General features: G+C 38.8%; 20 protein-coding genes and 1 pseudogene. 8 read left to right on the top strand and 13 right to left on the bottom strand.

Going from position 1 to position 14,979, the window contains the following annotated elements; genetic code table 11:
• Positions 1-28: 28 nt before the first annotated feature.
• The 7 genes from JWG44_RS00130 to JWG44_RS00100 all read right to left on the bottom strand — a co-directional run bounded on the left by JWG44_RS00130 (position 29) and on the right by JWG44_RS00100 (position 3,702).
• Positions 29-172 (bottom strand): hypothetical protein, encoded by a 144-nt coding sequence (locus tag JWG44_RS00130; RefSeq protein ID WP_205272935.1) that lies wholly within the window; start codon positions 170-172, stop codon positions 29-31.
• Positions 173-436: 264 nt separating this feature from the next.
• Complete coding sequence (locus JWG44_RS00125) at positions 437-997, bottom strand: heme-binding beta-barrel domain-containing protein (protein ID WP_205272934.1); 561 nt, start codon at positions 995-997, stop codon at positions 437-439.
• A gap of 369 nt (positions 998-1,366) precedes the next feature.
• Positions 1,367-1,783 (bottom strand): GFA family protein, encoded by a 417-nt coding sequence (locus tag JWG44_RS00120; protein WP_205272933.1) that lies wholly within the window; start codon positions 1,781-1,783, stop codon positions 1,367-1,369.
• A gap of 61 nt (positions 1,784-1,844) precedes the next feature.
• The gene (locus JWG44_RS00115; RefSeq protein ID WP_205272932.1) at positions 1,845-2,312 is read right to left on the bottom strand and encodes an SRPBCC family protein; all 468 of its coding nucleotides are present in this window, start codon (positions 2,310-2,312) and stop codon (positions 1,845-1,847) included.
• A complete protein-coding gene (locus JWG44_RS00110; RefSeq protein ID WP_205272999.1) occupies positions 2,299-2,643 on the bottom strand; it encodes an ArsR/SmtB family transcription factor in 345 nt (114 codons plus the stop codon). Before JWG44_RS00110 ends, JWG44_RS00115 begins: the two co-directional genes overlap by 14 nt.
• A 196-nt stretch (positions 2,644-2,839) precedes the next feature.
• A complete protein-coding gene (locus JWG44_RS00105) occupies positions 2,840-3,322 on the bottom strand; it encodes a hypothetical protein (RefSeq protein WP_205272931.1) in 483 nt (160 codons plus the stop codon).
• 29 nt (positions 3,323-3,351) lie between these two features.
• A complete protein-coding gene (locus JWG44_RS00100) occupies positions 3,352-3,702 on the bottom strand; it encodes a DUF2200 domain-containing protein (RefSeq protein ID WP_205272998.1) in 351 nt (116 codons plus the stop codon).
• Positions 3,703-4,038: 336 nt separating this feature from the next.
• Between JWG44_RS00100 and JWG44_RS00095 the strand changes: the two genes are divergently transcribed.
• The 5 genes from JWG44_RS00095 (at position 4,039) to JWG44_RS00075 (ending at position 9,077) form a co-directional block, all read left to right on the top strand.
• Positions 4,039-4,797, top strand: coding sequence for a helix-turn-helix domain-containing protein (locus tag JWG44_RS00095; protein WP_205272930.1), 759 nt, complete (start codon positions 4,039-4,041; stop codon positions 4,795-4,797).
• Positions 4,798-4,862: 65 nt separating this feature from the next.
• Positions 4,863-6,755: an AMP-dependent synthetase/ligase gene (locus tag JWG44_RS00090; RefSeq protein WP_205272929.1), complete on the top strand. Its 1,893-nt coding sequence runs from the start codon at positions 4,863-4,865 to the stop codon at positions 6,753-6,755.
• Between the two features lie 208 nt (positions 6,756-6,963).
• Positions 6,964-8,136 (top strand): transposase, encoded by a 1,173-nt coding sequence (locus JWG44_RS22180; protein WP_232371401.1) that lies wholly within the window; start codon positions 6,964-6,966, stop codon positions 8,134-8,136.
• On the top strand, positions 8,120-8,446 hold the full coding sequence (locus tag JWG44_RS00080) for an HNH endonuclease (RefSeq protein ID WP_205272928.1): 327 nt from the start codon (positions 8,120-8,122) through the stop codon (positions 8,444-8,446). Before JWG44_RS22180 ends, JWG44_RS00080 begins: the two co-directional genes overlap by 17 nt.
• Positions 8,382-9,077: a hypothetical protein gene (locus JWG44_RS00075; protein WP_205272927.1), complete on the top strand. Its 696-nt coding sequence runs from the start codon at positions 8,382-8,384 to the stop codon at positions 9,075-9,077. The genes JWG44_RS00080 and JWG44_RS00075 overlap by 65 nt, the downstream gene beginning before the upstream one ends.
• Before the next feature lie 332 nt (positions 9,078-9,409).
• Here JWG44_RS00075 and JWG44_RS00070 read toward each other — a convergent pair whose 3' ends face one another.
• Positions 9,410-10,543: a hypothetical protein gene (locus JWG44_RS00070; protein ID WP_205272926.1), complete on the bottom strand. Its 1,134-nt coding sequence runs from the start codon at positions 10,541-10,543 to the stop codon at positions 9,410-9,412.
• Positions 10,544-10,986: 443 nt separating this feature from the next.
• On the opposite strand from JWG44_RS00070, the gene JWG44_RS22595 reads away from it, so the two are divergent.
• Positions 10,987-11,130 carry a DUF4113 domain-containing protein gene (locus JWG44_RS22595; RefSeq protein ID WP_408611853.1) on the top strand — a complete coding sequence of 48 codons (144 nt, stop codon included), beginning with the start codon at positions 10,987-10,989 and terminating at the stop codon, positions 11,128-11,130.
• A 19-nt stretch (positions 11,131-11,149) separates the two neighbouring features.
• On the opposite strand, the gene JWG44_RS00060 is transcribed toward JWG44_RS22595, so the two are convergent.
• The 3 genes from JWG44_RS00060 to JWG44_RS00050 all read right to left on the bottom strand — a co-directional run bounded on the left by JWG44_RS00060 (position 11,150) and on the right by JWG44_RS00050 (position 13,151).
• The gene (locus JWG44_RS00060; protein ID WP_205272924.1) at positions 11,150-12,043 is read right to left on the bottom strand and encodes an LIC10906 family membrane protein; all 894 of its coding nucleotides are present in this window, start codon (positions 12,041-12,043) and stop codon (positions 11,150-11,152) included.
• Between the two features lie 30 nt (positions 12,044-12,073).
• Positions 12,074-12,679, bottom strand: coding sequence for an LBL_2463 family protein (locus JWG44_RS00055; protein WP_205272923.1), 606 nt, complete (start codon positions 12,677-12,679; stop codon positions 12,074-12,076).
• Positions 12,680-12,758: 79 nt separating this feature from the next.
• Positions 12,759-13,151: a helix-turn-helix domain-containing protein gene (locus JWG44_RS00050; RefSeq protein WP_205272922.1), complete on the bottom strand. Its 393-nt coding sequence runs from the start codon at positions 13,149-13,151 to the stop codon at positions 12,759-12,761.
• Between the two features lie 83 nt (positions 13,152-13,234).
• On the opposite strand from JWG44_RS00050, the gene JWG44_RS00045 reads away from it, so the two are divergent.
• Positions 13,235-13,387 carry a hypothetical protein gene (locus tag JWG44_RS00045; protein ID WP_205272921.1) on the top strand — a complete coding sequence of 51 codons (153 nt, stop codon included), beginning with the start codon at positions 13,235-13,237 and terminating at the stop codon, positions 13,385-13,387.
• A 572-nt stretch (positions 13,388-13,959) separates the two neighbouring features.
• Positions 13,960-14,340: an LIMLP_19325 family protein gene (locus JWG44_RS00040; protein WP_205272920.1), complete on the top strand. Its 381-nt coding sequence runs from the start codon at positions 13,960-13,962 to the stop codon at positions 14,338-14,340.
• Between the two features lie 129 nt (positions 14,341-14,469).
• On the opposite strand, the gene JWG44_RS22415 is transcribed toward JWG44_RS00040, so the two are convergent.
• A complete protein-coding gene (locus JWG44_RS22415) occupies positions 14,470-14,601 on the bottom strand; it encodes a hypothetical protein (protein WP_269752183.1) in 132 nt (43 codons plus the stop codon).
• A 168-nt stretch (positions 14,602-14,769) separates the two neighbouring features.
• A pseudogene (locus JWG44_RS00035) lies at positions 14,770-14,979 on the bottom strand (hypothetical protein); the annotation flags it as partial.

Genomic DNA, 14,979 nt, shown 5'->3' with positions numbered 1-14,979 from the left:
GTTCTTAGATTCGGAATCTTTTTAGAAATTAAGAATCCTTATGGAAGCCGACCTCAACGGTCGGCTTCTCTATTTTTTTAAGTCCAGTTCCTAAAAAAAGATAATTCTCCTTTTCTATAAATACAAATTCACAATCGCTGTGATTGAGAATGTAATCGATTTCTGAATCCATAACATTCGATCCGCGCGGAACGGCGACCGCGCCCGAAGTATAATGGCATAATCGACGATCATCCACGTTCTCCATTTACGAATACCTTTTTGTACAATAATTTTATGATCAGTTAAGCGGAACAAAAGGTCACTTAACATGATTATAATATATTAGAAGTATTTCGTTTACTTGAATGTAGCGGATACGAAAAATTAATTCTTTGAATAAAACGGCTATGATCGATGGAATAACAGCTTTAAGTTCCGAAGGCGTTTGAGAATCTCAACTTCTCCGAAGAGTTAACGAATTTTCATCGGTATGAATAAAGATTCTGTCGTAGATTTGAATTTTCAATTCCTGCGAATAAAAAAGATGTTCACCGCGAATAACGAGTGTATTCTTAAATTCCAAGGTTTTCGCATTTGAGTTCATAAATGGCGGCTGAATAATTCCCCAGTCCGGATCTCCTTCCTTAGCGTTCACCTCGATACGGATCGGCTCGGCGGCTTCCTTATAAACACCTCCGGCGACGACACAAGTTCCTCTTGGAATCACAAACGAATGAAATACGATTCCTGTTTTAGCTTCCCACATCCAATATCCCGTTTGATCGTGAATGATCGTATCGTTCGATTTTTCTCTGACCAACTGCCGATAGAAGAGTCCGGTCAGGACTTGTGATTGTGCATTTGTCGTCGTTCCGATCGGTTCGTAGATAACGGTTTCATTGTATTGTTTTACCCCTTTCCCGATCCGCTGCGGCGAAATATCAAGGCCTTTATCTCCTTCCCATTTTCCGATTAGATAAGCCAAGGGACCGTAAATTTCAATGCTCTCGCTCATTTTTAACCTCGTCTTTTTTTAGTATTTTTTTCGCTCACAGAAATGTCTACTGAGGAAATTTCGATCAATAAAGTCTTTTTCTATTTCTTTATTCTCATTTGCTATGGTTCTCTCGATGATGCTTGATCGACCAAATAAAGAACATCTTGAAAGGCCGGGAGTGGGAAAAAGAAGTTAGGCGATAAAGCCTAACTTAAGGTAGAATGCTGAACGTAAAATTATCTTGTTTATCTTAATGAATAGATTGTTAAGTATCTTGTTTCCGTTTTGATCGTGAAGATCATTCTTATCTTTGATAAAAGTATAAAATAAACAAAAAACTGATCCAAGCGAGCTTCCACTGACAACTCCTTTCTTGCTGACAATCCTTCATGTTGAAGGCATTTTTTCAAATTTTTGAAGCGAAGGATCAATATGATCCCAAGTATAACCGCGTAGAGCATATGTCACAGCCTGGGGTTTGTATCGGCTTGGATCATCCAGGCTTGTAGCATGCACCGTAAATAGTTCCGGCATTGCGGCGAACGTCATATAGACCGGCGAGCCGCATTTTGGACAAAAGCCGCCAGTCTTGATATTACCGCTGTCGCCAACCATATCAAAGTGTTTTGCTTCGCCATCGAGCTTTACGGATTTCCGAGAAGGAAACGTCAGATAAGACCCGTGACCGGTACCACTCATCCTTTGACAGTCCCGGCACTGACAATCATTCATAAATATCGGTTCATCAGAAATGTCGTAACGAATTGCACCGCAAGCGCATCCGCCTGAATAAGGATTAGTCATATTGATTCTCCATTGGAAAGTTTTTAAAAAATCGTATGTTCAAGGTCGCATAGTAATTAGGTCACGAAATTTGCTGTGAAAGAACATGACCGGATTCCAAAAATGTTTTAAGGTTCGAAAGAATCATTGGCCAACCTTTGGATATTCCCGCATACATTTGATTATCTAAATCCTCGTGGGTAACAATCAATCGAACTAACCCATTGCCGTAAGGTTCAATATCGAATGTTACTCGCGAATGTTTTGATTCTTCTTCAACTTCGTTCGGCCTAGCCCATGAAAGAACTAACCGACTGGGAGGAATACTTTCGACCACCTTTCCTATGATATCGGTTGTCCTGGTTTCATCCACACACTCGTGCCTCCATTCCGAACCGGGCTCCCAATCCGAAACGTTTACGTGCGCCGGTTTGTTAGATAACGGATCAAGCCAATATTGGCGAGTTACTTCCGTATCAATCAATGCACGCCATACCTTCTCCGGTGTGCTCGCTATGTAAGTGACATAGACGAAATTAGGTTTTTCCATCGTTTTCTCCTTCGAGTTGTGATTTCAAATCGTGTAAAAGTTTTAAGCGATTTTGTTCAAATTTTCTGACCCAACGTTCATAAACCTCGTAAATCGGTACGGGATTAATGAAGTGGAGTTTCTCCCTGCCCTTCCAAACTACCGTTACCAGAATCGCATCGATTAGAATGTCGATGTGCTGCGTCGCCGATTGTCGCTGCATATCGAGGTGTTCACAAAGAGCTGATAACGTTTGTCCGTTGTTGGCATAAAGGAGATCGAGAACTTTCCTGCGATTCGGATCAGCCAGCGCTTTGAACACCTTGTCTGCTCCTCGCATTTCTTTCGGCATACAAAACAATATGCAGGCAAATACCTGCATGTCAACATAATTTTAGAATCTGGGGTAGCTTATCAAAAGTTTTAGTAGGAAGCAGATTAGAACTTTATCTCATTCAAGCGCAATTAAGAACGGCCCCGGCTTTCTTTACTTCGGTTTCGAATACTAAAGCTGATACGATTGGACCTTTAATCGTTTGAATTAGACTTCAATGTTTTTCGGATCGAGGTGTGAAAAACACGATGGATGCGCCGACTCCGGCAAAGAGTATCATTAAGCTGAACGATACCCAAAAAAACGGATCGGGGTCGACTTCTGCGTGAAATTCCATCGCGTTAGACTTGAGGGCCTCATTCAATTTAGTTGCGATCCGAATGACATCTGAATTCCCGATTGAGGAACGTAAAATTTGCACTTCACCGCTCGGCGTCAAAAGAATCAGTTGATACGTTATATTCTCGCCGCGTCGAACTTTTTGAGAGATCTTCAGAGAACGGGCTGCAGTAGTTGTATACGTAAGGTTACGGGAAGAGAAGGCGAATCTTTCCGATACAACACACTCCATGGTATTCGCGGATTCCATTCGAAAACAATCGATGGAAATCCATCCTTCCAATGTCGATAAAAACCATGCCGGCAATGCCGCAAAAAATGAAGCGAGAAACAAGATCGAGATCAGTCGTTTAAGCATATCGATAATTTTAATTTTTACTCATGAACTTACTTTCGTAAAATTTTTTCCATAGACTTTCCCTTTGCAAGTTCATCAACTAATTTATCAAGATAACGGATCTTACGCATAAGTTCGTCTTCGATTTCTTCAATTTTGTAACCGCAAATGGTTCCCTTTATAAGGGAAACGTTATCGTTTATGTGAGGAGCGCTTTCGAAAAATTCTTCAAAATTTGTCTGTTTAATTAGTTTTTCCTCTAACGATTTCGCATCGTAGCCAGTAAGCCAAAAGATGATTTGATCGACTTCCGATTTCTTACGTCCTTTTTTCTTTGCTTTTTGCAAATACAGCGGGTATACGCTTGCAAACGAAGTTGTAAATATTTTTGGCTTATCCATTTGAAATTCTCTACGTTTAATTTTATTATCGTAAGATTGACTCATATTCATAAAAAACTGTCGTTTAAAAAACAACACCCTGAGATCCTATTTTTTTTAGGTCGGTTTGATTTGAATTCAATTCTACCGAAACGAAATTTTTCCTGAAATCCTTTTTTGGTGAGACAAAAGTTTAGAGAATTCTTCTAACCGCTCGTTTTCTTTGAGTGACCCTGCTCCGTTTGCAGAAATCGATCCACAGACAAATAATGTGCGGAGTTCCAATCCGTAACAGGTAGGTTACCCGGAGCATCATTTAAGCTCGCCGAATATTCCGAGTTCTGAGATTCAAGAAATATGAAGCGATTTTTGATATGGAATGATCTTGCAACATACCGCGGGAATGGATTTTTAACGGGACGTCACAGTCATTTTTATATTCAGATCAGCTTGCCCGATGAAGGCCGTGTTCAATTACGCACTCGCGATGGAGACTGGAAGACATATAACTCAGTTTTTATTCCATCGGGTGTGAGCCACGAAATGCAACAAGTCGAAGGCGATTTAACACTCCTTTTTTTAGATCCATTGACGACAGGATATCATCTTTTTTACGAAAGAAGTTTGGCGGCGAATCACTCCGCATTTGAAGTTGGAGATATATTCACTGACAAAAAAAAGGATCAGATAGCATCCATCCTAAAGGAATCCGATACGAAAGTACGCGCACAAATTCTTGAAATTCTAAATAAAGATTTTCCGATGAGGGACAAAGGTGAATTAGATAGTCGAATTCAAAAAAGTATTTCGAATGTAGAGTTGGACGATTTCTCCCTTTCCCGTTTAGCCTTTGAAGCTCGATTATCGGTCGAACGTTTTCGCCATCTTTTTAGACAGGAAACCGGTGTTCCTTTTTCCGCCTATCGTCTTTGGTTAAAAACAAAGAAGGCCGTTGATCATTTGGCTAGCAGGCCGCACTTGGCTGATGCGGCCTACGAGGGAGGATTTGCCGACCAATCTCATTTTACGCGTATTTTTCGCCGGTCGTTCGGAATTAGCCCCTCTGACTTTACAAAAAAGAAAGAGCCGTTTAATGCGATCTTCTTTTCAAAATAGCCGCTGCGTTCAAGATCCTTTTTCCAATCACTGATATCGTCTTTGATATCGGAGAAAAAGAAAAAATGAGTTCAAAAGTCACGGCGAAAAACTTAGCGGAAATGTATTATGATTCTGCGCAGAAATTTGGGGATAAGGCGGCATTTGGAACAAGAAATAAAAACAAAGAATTTATTACTATAACCTTTCGCGAAGTTTATGAGACAGGCGTTGCACTCGCAACGGGGTTAATCGCCGATTTGGGATTGAAAGCTCGCGAACACGTGGCCGTTCTATCAGAAAATAGAAAAGAATGGATCATTGCAAACTATGGCATATTGTTAAGCGGCGCGGTCGATGTTCCAAGAGGAGCGGACGTAACGGACGGAGATATTCGTTATATTCTCCCTCATTCTGACGCGAAGATCGTATTCGTAGAAAATGAATCCATTCTGCGAAAGATACAGAATCATTTAAGTCATCTCCCGAACATTACTCAGATCGTCCTTATGGATGACGATGCGGATATTGCTGATAAAAAAATAATTCGAATGACGGACCTCATTGCGAAAGGACAAAAATTGCGAGCGTCAGGCGATCGTAAGGTGGAGGAACGAGTCGCGGCAATTCAACCTGATGATCTATTTACCATCATTTATACGTCCGGCACGACAGGAGAACCGAAAGGTGTCATGTTAACTCATGCCAATATGATCTCGCAATTGCGCAACATTCCGATCGATATCGGTCCTAAGGATCGGTTCCTTTCGATTTTACCCGTGTGGCACAGCTTCGAAAGAGTTTTTCAGATGGGAACGATCGCGATGGGGGCCGCGCAATATTACACAAATATACGAAATATTAAGGAAGATCTATCCATTGTTAAACCTACGTTTATGGCATCTGCCCCTCGATTGTGGGAAAATATCTATCAAGGGATTCAATCAAAAATCCGATCGGGATCAGCGGTAAAAAGGCTCTTATTTCAGAGCGCCTATTTTTGTGCTCTGAAAGTTCAGCGCGCTTTACATTTTCTTAGAGGGAATCGGCTGGATTTAAAGGGACGAAATATTATAGAATCATTATGTATCAGCGGAAAATCTATTCTTGCGATCATCCTATTTTCTGTTCCTTATCTAATTCTTGACACGATTGTTCTAAAAAAAATACGAGAAGCTACCGGTGGAAAACTGCGCGGGACCGTTTCAGGCGGAGGTGCACTGCCTTTTCATATCGATGAATTTTTTAATGTGATCGGAATTCCTCTGTTTGAAGGATATGGTTTAACTGAAACCTCTCCAGGTCTTGCATTTCGTACACCGGATCATTTGGTGATCGGAAGCGTAGGTCCGCTTTTTCCCGAAGTTGAATTACTTTTAAAAGACGTGGAGAGTGGAAATATTTTATATCCGCCGAAAAAAGGTGTGAAGGGGGAAATCCATGTGCGAGGCCCTCAGATTATGAAAGGTTACTACAAACGTCCCGAGGTTACGGCCAAAGTTCTCACGAAGGGTGGTTGGTTTAATACCGGTGATCTTGGAATGATTACGTACAATAATACGCTCAAGATCGTGGGCAGAACAAAGGAGACCGTTGTTTTACTCAATGGTGAGAATATTGAACCCGTTCCGATTGAAAACAAACTGGCTCAATCACCGTTTATCGATCAGGTCATGGTCGTTGGACAAGATCAAAAATTTTTAGGAGCCTTAGTTCTGCCGGCCCTAGAAAGGTTTCAAGACTACGGTGTGACACATCAAGAACTCGTGGAGAATCCTATAATACGGGAAAAAATTATGAGTGAAATAAAAGATACAGTGAATATGGAAAATGGATTTAAGAGTTTTGAAAAGGTCGTAGACATTCGGTTGCTCCCAAAGGCGTTTGAAGTCGGAGATGAACTTTCTGCGAAAATGTCTATCAAACGTCATGTGATCGCGGAAAAATACAAAGAGCTTATCGATTCCATGTATCGATAAATTTCGGCCGCGAACGGTTTTTTTTGAACAAAATATCTTAACTAGTCTAAAGATCAGCTACAAGGTAGCATCCCTTTTAAAGAGAAGGTTCCAACTACTCTGTTCTGATTTACTACCGATCTACAAAGATCTCACCTTTAAAGTTTTAGAAACTCAGTTTAAAGACTTTAAGTTAGATCCTAATTCCGATACAGCTCTTACTCGTAAAATGGCTAAAAAACCCTTTGTATGCGCTGATTCAGCGGTTTTATACAGTGCGAGTCAAAGAGCGAACAAAGGAAGAGCTCGTTACAGAAAGACTGGTTTAACAGCTTCCATCTATCTCTCAGAGAAGCTCGGTGGTAAGCAGGTTGGAACACTTTTACATTCAATCGCAATAAAAAATGGACCAGCTTTCTTTACTTCAGTCTCGAATACTAAAGCTGATACGATTGGCCCACTGTTAGTGAAACAACTACCCTTCTCTACTCCGCTTTTCACAGACGAAGGCTATCCATGGCTCTTTGGAGTCTACAAAAACCACAGGTCAGTGAATCACAGTGCGAAGTCGAAAGACAATCGTTACAAGTTCGCTAAGAATCGTTGGTGTAAAGACGGAGTTCACAATCAGGTAGCGGAAGGAAATCACCGTTTAGTAAAGGCCGCCTTCTCTGCATACGGATACATTCGGCCGCAGTTCAGTCAGTTGTACTTGGATGAGTTTAGTTTTTTAAAGAATGCGAATCTGTTGGGATTCGAAGATTTACCGATCAACTTTTTAAGGAAGAATGATGTGCGATCCTTGGGCTCCGATCCGGTGAGGATTGGAGGGAAGGGATATGCTCATAAAAAGGGAAGCTCCACCTCAAAAAACTGGCTAAGTCAACAAATTGAATCCAAACTCTTTGTTTCTCTGCAAAATGATAAATCGCTTACGAAATCTGAACTTTCAAACAAGTCCCTTCTCAACGGCGTTGAAACAATTTCAAAAAGTCCCAAAGGACTAGCTAAAGAGTTAAGAAAATACAATTCATTTTGGGAAAACAGAAGTATTTCTACCCAGGCTAAAAATAGAGAGCTTAAGTATCAAAGAATCGCTTTTAAGGTTTGGGACCAAATCCATTCGAAAGAAGCAAATGCTCATTATACAGTCCAAGGGCTTTCCAAAGAACTCAAATTATCCAAGGTCACTCTCTTAAAAATTTTCAGAAAGTGGATCAAATATCGATTCATTCTCAGAAGAAGAATTTACAATCCGCAAATCAATCAGTTCAGAATCGATTTTCAGATCATTCCGAATAGGAAAGACCTCCTCTATGTTCTCTATTCAAAATCAAGGAATCAAAAATATGAGCTCAAGTTCGAAAAAAACGGGAAGGTTTTAAATGGCAAAAAGGTATAGATTTAACTCAAAAGATTTCTACGAGTTATTAGATAAGCAAGAAGAGAGATGTTTTCTCAGTGGCAGAATCTTAACTCCTGACAATACTTTAGTAGAACACATTCACCCGATTCGTTTTGGAGGTGAGCACATTAAAAGCAACACTTGTCTCATCATCGAGCCATTAGCCCGTTTAAAAAGGTATTACAAAGAGGAAGAGATTATTCAGATCGCGATCGATATCATTAACTTCAAAGGAGAACAATATGGATTTAAAGGCGCCTCCATTAAGACAGCTAAAAAGAAAGTTCCCACTCCTCGGAGCAAGTAGCCAATGTTCCAATTTTAATCTTAAATACGAACGACTCGAAATTAAGTTAAATCAAACTACAAACCCAAATGTATTTCCAACCTGGAATCGATGTTTTATAACCTGCTGGAAGCGTATCGATTCTTATTTAACGCAATATCAAGAGAAACATAAATCGGAAAGAGAAGCGAAATGGGCCTATTTCGCCTCAAATGTTGTGGGCAGGATTAATACTTATTCTTTTAAAAATCGAAAGGAAATTCGTGTTCGAGCAATTGCTGAAAGAATTAATCGAGATTCTCAAAAGTTAAAGGAAGAGATTTACTATAAGCCAAACTCTAAAGAAACATTCTATCGACAGGCAAGTAAACTAAATCGCTTCAAGGGGACTTACACTCGACCCAATGAAGAACGCGGCATTCATGATTGGGTCTATTGCATGGGACAAAATTGTACATCTTTCAAGCGATTGGAGAATGTTATGCAAAGGAAATTCGATCCAAGGTGGAATTGGTTTATTACTGTAAAATGCGATTATTTTTTCGGAGATCGGAATCCAATTTGGGAGCAAATATCGCACACATTGATCGGAAATTTTGAGAGGATGAGCAGTTTTCAGTTAAGCGGAAAGCATGATGGGATTTATAGGTAAATAAATCGAAAAGCGAATCCTCTGAAATTTAGAAGGAAACGATTTTTTCAGCGAGAATTCATTAAACACAAGTAATTATTCCTAACAATCTGAATCTGACTAAATTTAATTTTATCGCCTCCGTGATGAATGCACAAGTAAAAAATAATATGGAAATGAATAGTAAATAGTAAAGCCATTGCAAAGTTTACTATTCTTGTCATGTTTTCCCTTTAAATGAATTCGTCATTGTGTCTATACGCTTCCCTATCATTGGACTGCAATTCTATTTTTCAGCATGGGATAGCAAATTTAGAAAACACGTAAATTTGATATCCCATACTGAACCGGCGTTATCGAACTGGATTATCGAAATTCGTACTCTTTACGTTAACCGTAAACCAAAGTCTAATTGGCCTCACAGTTTTATCCGGTTCGGTAACTTGATAGATTGTGGGAGCATAACCTCTTTCTTTTAAAAGATCGATTGAGACCATATCGCCAGAATCGTTCGGATCTATTAAGTCAAAGATTTTCATAAACAACGGAACTAACGGAAGCCATGGTGCTACTTTCGATTTAAAAAAGTCCAAACCTTTAGGAGGATCTTGAAGTTCTTTAATGTATCCGCCCATTCCCTCAGTGAACTCGATTAAGGTTTCCTTTTCGCTACGCGAGAATCCGTCTTCGTCGTATACGCGCATCGAACATTCTAATTTCGTAATTTCTTTATTTGCAGCGATTGAAATTACTGAGAAATCTTTTTTAGTAACGGTTAATTCTATTATTTTACTTTCGTATCTTATCGGGTCATTGGCGTTTACAAAACCCGTACATCCATATATGAGCTTAAGTTCATCTTTTCCAAATAAATCCAGCGTTCCAGAGACTTCTACATGCCCTTCCACAACGACGGAAACATTCTCTCTTAGATCGAAAGCATATTTTACCTTTTCTTGATGTACCAGGGCGCGCCCTTCGTATGATTCATCCAAAGAACCGACTGCAAAAGTAACTCTGTTATTTATTTTGCTACGTGGGTCAAAGCCAGGAATCGTCTCTTTCGCACCTCGACAACTGCTCACAAATCGGTCTACAGGAAGACCACCCTTTTCCAAGCCCCTTAATACCTTTTTGTCTATATCGACGCAGTAATTAGATTGCTCACTTTTCCCGACTCCTTTCGCTGTGTTTATATTTATAAAAATTAGGTTTTTCGCGTCCATTTGACCGAGAACCCTTGAAAGAGTAATTTTGTTTATATTGAGCCAAGAAGAAAACTTGGATTCGTTAAAAACGGGATTATCTGGTGAGAACCCTTCTCTTTCCGGAAACCTTAAATTTGCTAGCTCTTTCGTTAGTCCTATATTAAATTCTAAATCGTTACTTCTTGCAATCGACTCCCGGCCTCCGGTCTTATACACCGACGCACACGCGAGCAAACTACAACTTACAGTACAAATGAAAAGATTTCTATATTTTCCCATTTACAACTCCTCCGATCTCTCAATCAGAAATAATCCAGATTTCTTGATTTTATTTCAAAGTGGATGCGCAAATTTGCATGCTCCAAAGATCAACTTACTTACGACTTTATAAAGATTAGATACTAAAGCATATTATTAAGTAATCAATTAAAAATATGGAAAGTTATTGAATTATCGAATAAAATTGTTGATAAATTATTTTGTTGCCGAAGAATTCTTTTGACCAAATTTATGTTTTCAATCCCCGCCATCGCGAAAGGTTTTTTTCTAAAAACTCTTGTTAATTTATTCTCTTCGGAATAAATTTTGAGGAGCGGTTCTATTTCATTTTATGTTCTCAAGGAAGGATTAGTAGCGGCATTCTATTAGAACTTAGAAACGAAAACAAACGTCAACAGGATTTGTATTACAGAGGCAACGCCGATTGTGCTACCGAAGCCGTTATGGAGATAAACTCTAAATTCTATTCAGGAAAAATCAGAACCGCAATTACTGGATTCGGATCCCGGAACTGGAGAATGCGACGGGACTTTCAGTCAAAAAGCCCGCTTCATAACTGGGATGAGATCCCGGTTGTGAAGGTCTAATTAAAAGTAGTAGAAGCCTTTATTTTATACGATTTTGATAGATTCCCGCTACCATTTCGGCGCGTTCAAATTTTTCTAAATCAGTTCGCATTGCAAGTTCGTGGTTTTTAGAAGTTACGTTTAAAACGACATTCGCCTTACTAATCAAGAGCTTCATATAGTATTCATTTGGATCCAAAATTCTAAACAAGACCAAGAAAAAAGAAGAAGATAAACGAGTTAATATCGGAATTGGATTCCCCTCTAAAATATTCTCGCGTATGCTAAAGGCGTCGTAATGTAAAATTGCAATAGTCCAAAAGGCCGAAGCAATAATTATTCCAAAGGCAGATTTCGATGCTAAAAAGTAACCGATCAATGGCAAAATATAAACAAAAACCAATGAAACGGTAAGAGAAATGATGATACCAGAAAATAATAAAAAAGCTTTCACTCTTTCGTCTCCTCGACTTTTAAAGATCGAAAAGAATGCTTTAAAACAGGAGATGAGAATGTAAAAGCAACAATAACCGATGATTAGATGATAATTCCAGGTAGGGGTATAAGAAAAAACCTCCGGCTCCCGAATCTTGACTACGTTACAACTCAAAATCACAATTGAGAAATATAATAAAAGTATAAAATTAGAAGTATATTCAAATTTTCTAAATATGCTACTCCGTCTAATCTTCAATAAAGAAGAAACTACCTCATGCAATAAGTAAGGAGCGAAGATAATCGGCAGCAAAGTCCAATTGATAAGAATATTTCGATATTCAAGCCCAAACGATCCCCTTTGTCCAAGAAAAAGCATCCATAATGAAAGAGAAATTGTCAGGTAGAAAAAGTAATTTCGAACCGGACCTTTCGGTGCAAAAATTCGAACATACAATCCCAATGAGAAAGCAAATATCCCGATACCAGTGCTAATCAAAACGACAAATTCTCCTCAAAAATATGTTAGTTATATTAATTTTGAGGCAATTTTCTGTAAACATTCTTTTCCAATTTCCACTACTTCAAACCAAGACATTTCGCCATTTAGATAGAAGCCCGGAAAATACATGGGTCCAGTATATCTCACAGATTCAATCGCTCCCTCTCGGAAGTAAATTCTTTCGATACCGGATAACTTAGGGTTATACATCCCATATACCATATCATAACCTTTCATCACGCAATATCTTGCCGTTTCTATGAAAGTTAACTTTGCGGCCTTACCACCTTTCGCATTTTTTACGAAAGCTACCGAATTCCAATCCGCAACGTTCTCTTCAATAACGCCGTATCGTTTTGGTGGAAATTCATTTCCTTTAATAAAGGCGACTTCGAGCGGAATAAAATTCCAGGGAAATTTTTCGGTTACTCTCATCGCAGCGAGCAATCCCTCTTTTCCTTCAACGTAGAACCAAGTAGACCAAAGATCATAGTTTACGTTTTTCCAAGGTGAATCGGTATAACCCGCATCTAAGTATATTTTAGAAACAAAGTCTTTGATTTTTTGGAGGATATCCGGAGATTCCAGGCCGATGATTTTTTTAACTGCAAGCCTTTCTAATACTTGTGACATAATGAGAATTATGTCACATTTGACCAAAAACTCAAATAGATAATTTCTTACTTTGTATTCAAAAAGAAAATTAGCTGGCTCACTTAGGATCTAATTTTTCCGCTAACGCTTTGATCGCGGATAAGTTCCGGTCTGAAAGTTTTAATAAGACTTCTATTAAATCTCCTAAACCTGACTTTTTACGAATACTTCGAAGTAATTTTAGATCTTCTTCAAAATTTTGATCAAAACTCTCATTTGGGAGGAGCATATCTCCTTTTCCGTCAATAACCCACTCTTGCGAAACTCCAAACATGGTTCTTAATTGAGTCAGAAACCTAGTAGTAATCGCGTTCTCGCCGTTTTGTAGTCGAGTAATCGTGCTTTCTGAAACCCCGAATCTCAAAGAAAGCTCCTTTTGATTTAGCTTTTTTGCCGTTTTTAGGTGGTTAAAAACAATTTTAAGGCGTTTTAATACTTCTGGATCTGTCATTTTCTTGTATATGGCAATTTTTTAATTTGACTAATTGTATAATACAATTATTACTTCAACTGATTCTATCCCGAAAAAACTATATGGAATTAGCAATGACCCCTTTGAAAGAGCAAGAATTTAACGAAATTTCAAAACTGTCGCGTTCCGCTTCGTGGCTCTTATCAAAGAAGAATTTATCGATGCTGGCCAACCTTAGTTTAGTTGGGGATTTTCCATTTCAAGGAAGATTGTGAAGTATTGGTCCGTTACGCGTCCATAGCACGGAATAAGAAAGCTAGTCCGAATAATATGCAGAAAACGATAAGAACAAAACTTTTAGATATTAAGGTTTTCGCAAATGACTAGGTACAAGTTAGAAACTCTGAAACTTAGCATGAAACTCTTAGATATAAAGAATTCCGACGGGAAACCTCGAAGCGATGCTGAGACTATTGATCTCCTTCTTACAAGGTGCGCTCTCCAGGAATATTATTTAGAAGAACGGAATTTGCTAAAACGTTACCATGATTGGCTGGATGACCAAGGTCTTGAGGAATGGGCGTATGATTGAGTGTTTCTCACAGAACAATGTCTGAGAACAATTCAAATTCAGAAACTGGATCGGAACCCTATCCTATCCGAAAACTTTCAAAAGATGAATTGATAGAAGCATGTATGAAAATCGCAAGGATGAAAAAGCCGATTGCTGAGATCGCGCGTATTTTAAAGCCGCTCGGGATCCCCTACTACACTGTTTTTCATGTATTTAAGGGTAAATCTAACCATCCCCGTGTTTTAGCGATTCTTACGAGACTCGGAATCCATCATGGAAGAAAACCAATCCGCAAACCCCGAGAAAAGAAAATTAAGAATGAGTAAATTTTCTATATTCAGATATTTCAAACGAAGGATGAGTGAACTTTGCTTTCTTATTCCTTTATTTTATTCGAGTCATTATTTTATTGGATTTATGGAGGGGAAAATGAACAGGCAATTCTTGAATTTAAAAGCTGTTGAACTAAATGAAAAAGATTTAGATGAACACGAGAAATTCTTTGGTCTTGACCTAAGCCCCTTGGATCGTAAAGCGATTCTAAAATATTCAGGCTACCGGACAGCTTTGAGATTAGTGAGAAGTCGAAATACAATCTCCGCCTCTTCGATTGACTTGGATTCCTATTTTTCAAATGGGAGAGGTAGTCGCTAACGATAAATCTTTGAAGGTAAAATTTTCATTTTTTTAATTCATTTATTCGAAAAAACTAACCCTAATCGATATGAGATTATTTTCACTTTCTGATCGATTCATAAAATATCAAAGAATCCGTCGATTCTCTCAGCCTATAAACGCAAGAATCCCGACAACTTCCTCTAAATACATGATTTGGCCTTTGATTTGTTGGGAATTGTTGATTGCAGTCTGAAAAACAAGCATCCAGCTCTTTATAGCATAAATGCTGTTTTTCATTTTCTTGACTTGAAATTTCTGCGCTGGACAGTTTTTCCAAATCTAATCTTTTCGGAATCGAATGATACCGAGTCCCTCTACAAAAAAGAGACAGGCTAATAAGAAGCACTATAACAAGATTCTGCTTTAATTCACGAGCAGTCTTCACATTCAATTCCCATCAATAAACTATTGAAGTTGGATTTGAATATCCGCTGGAGCCGAAGTAGTGCTGTCAGGGTATTGAAAAAGCAATGTGATCGGACCGGAAGCGGTTGAAGAAGACCAACTGATTTGATTTGCGTTGACTTGATTAAAAGTGAGAGGGATATCCTTGAAAGAAGTTGGAAAACATGAGTCGCTTCCCGGAACGGCCAAAGGGACAAAACTACCAAGATT

Origin of the sequence: Leptospira ainazelensis, from assembly GCF_016918785.1 — a bacterium.
GTDB classification, from domain to species: Bacteria; Spirochaetota; Leptospiria; order Leptospirales; family Leptospiraceae; genus Leptospira; species Leptospira ainazelensis.
This window is presented reverse-complemented; position numbering and strand designations above follow the sequence as displayed.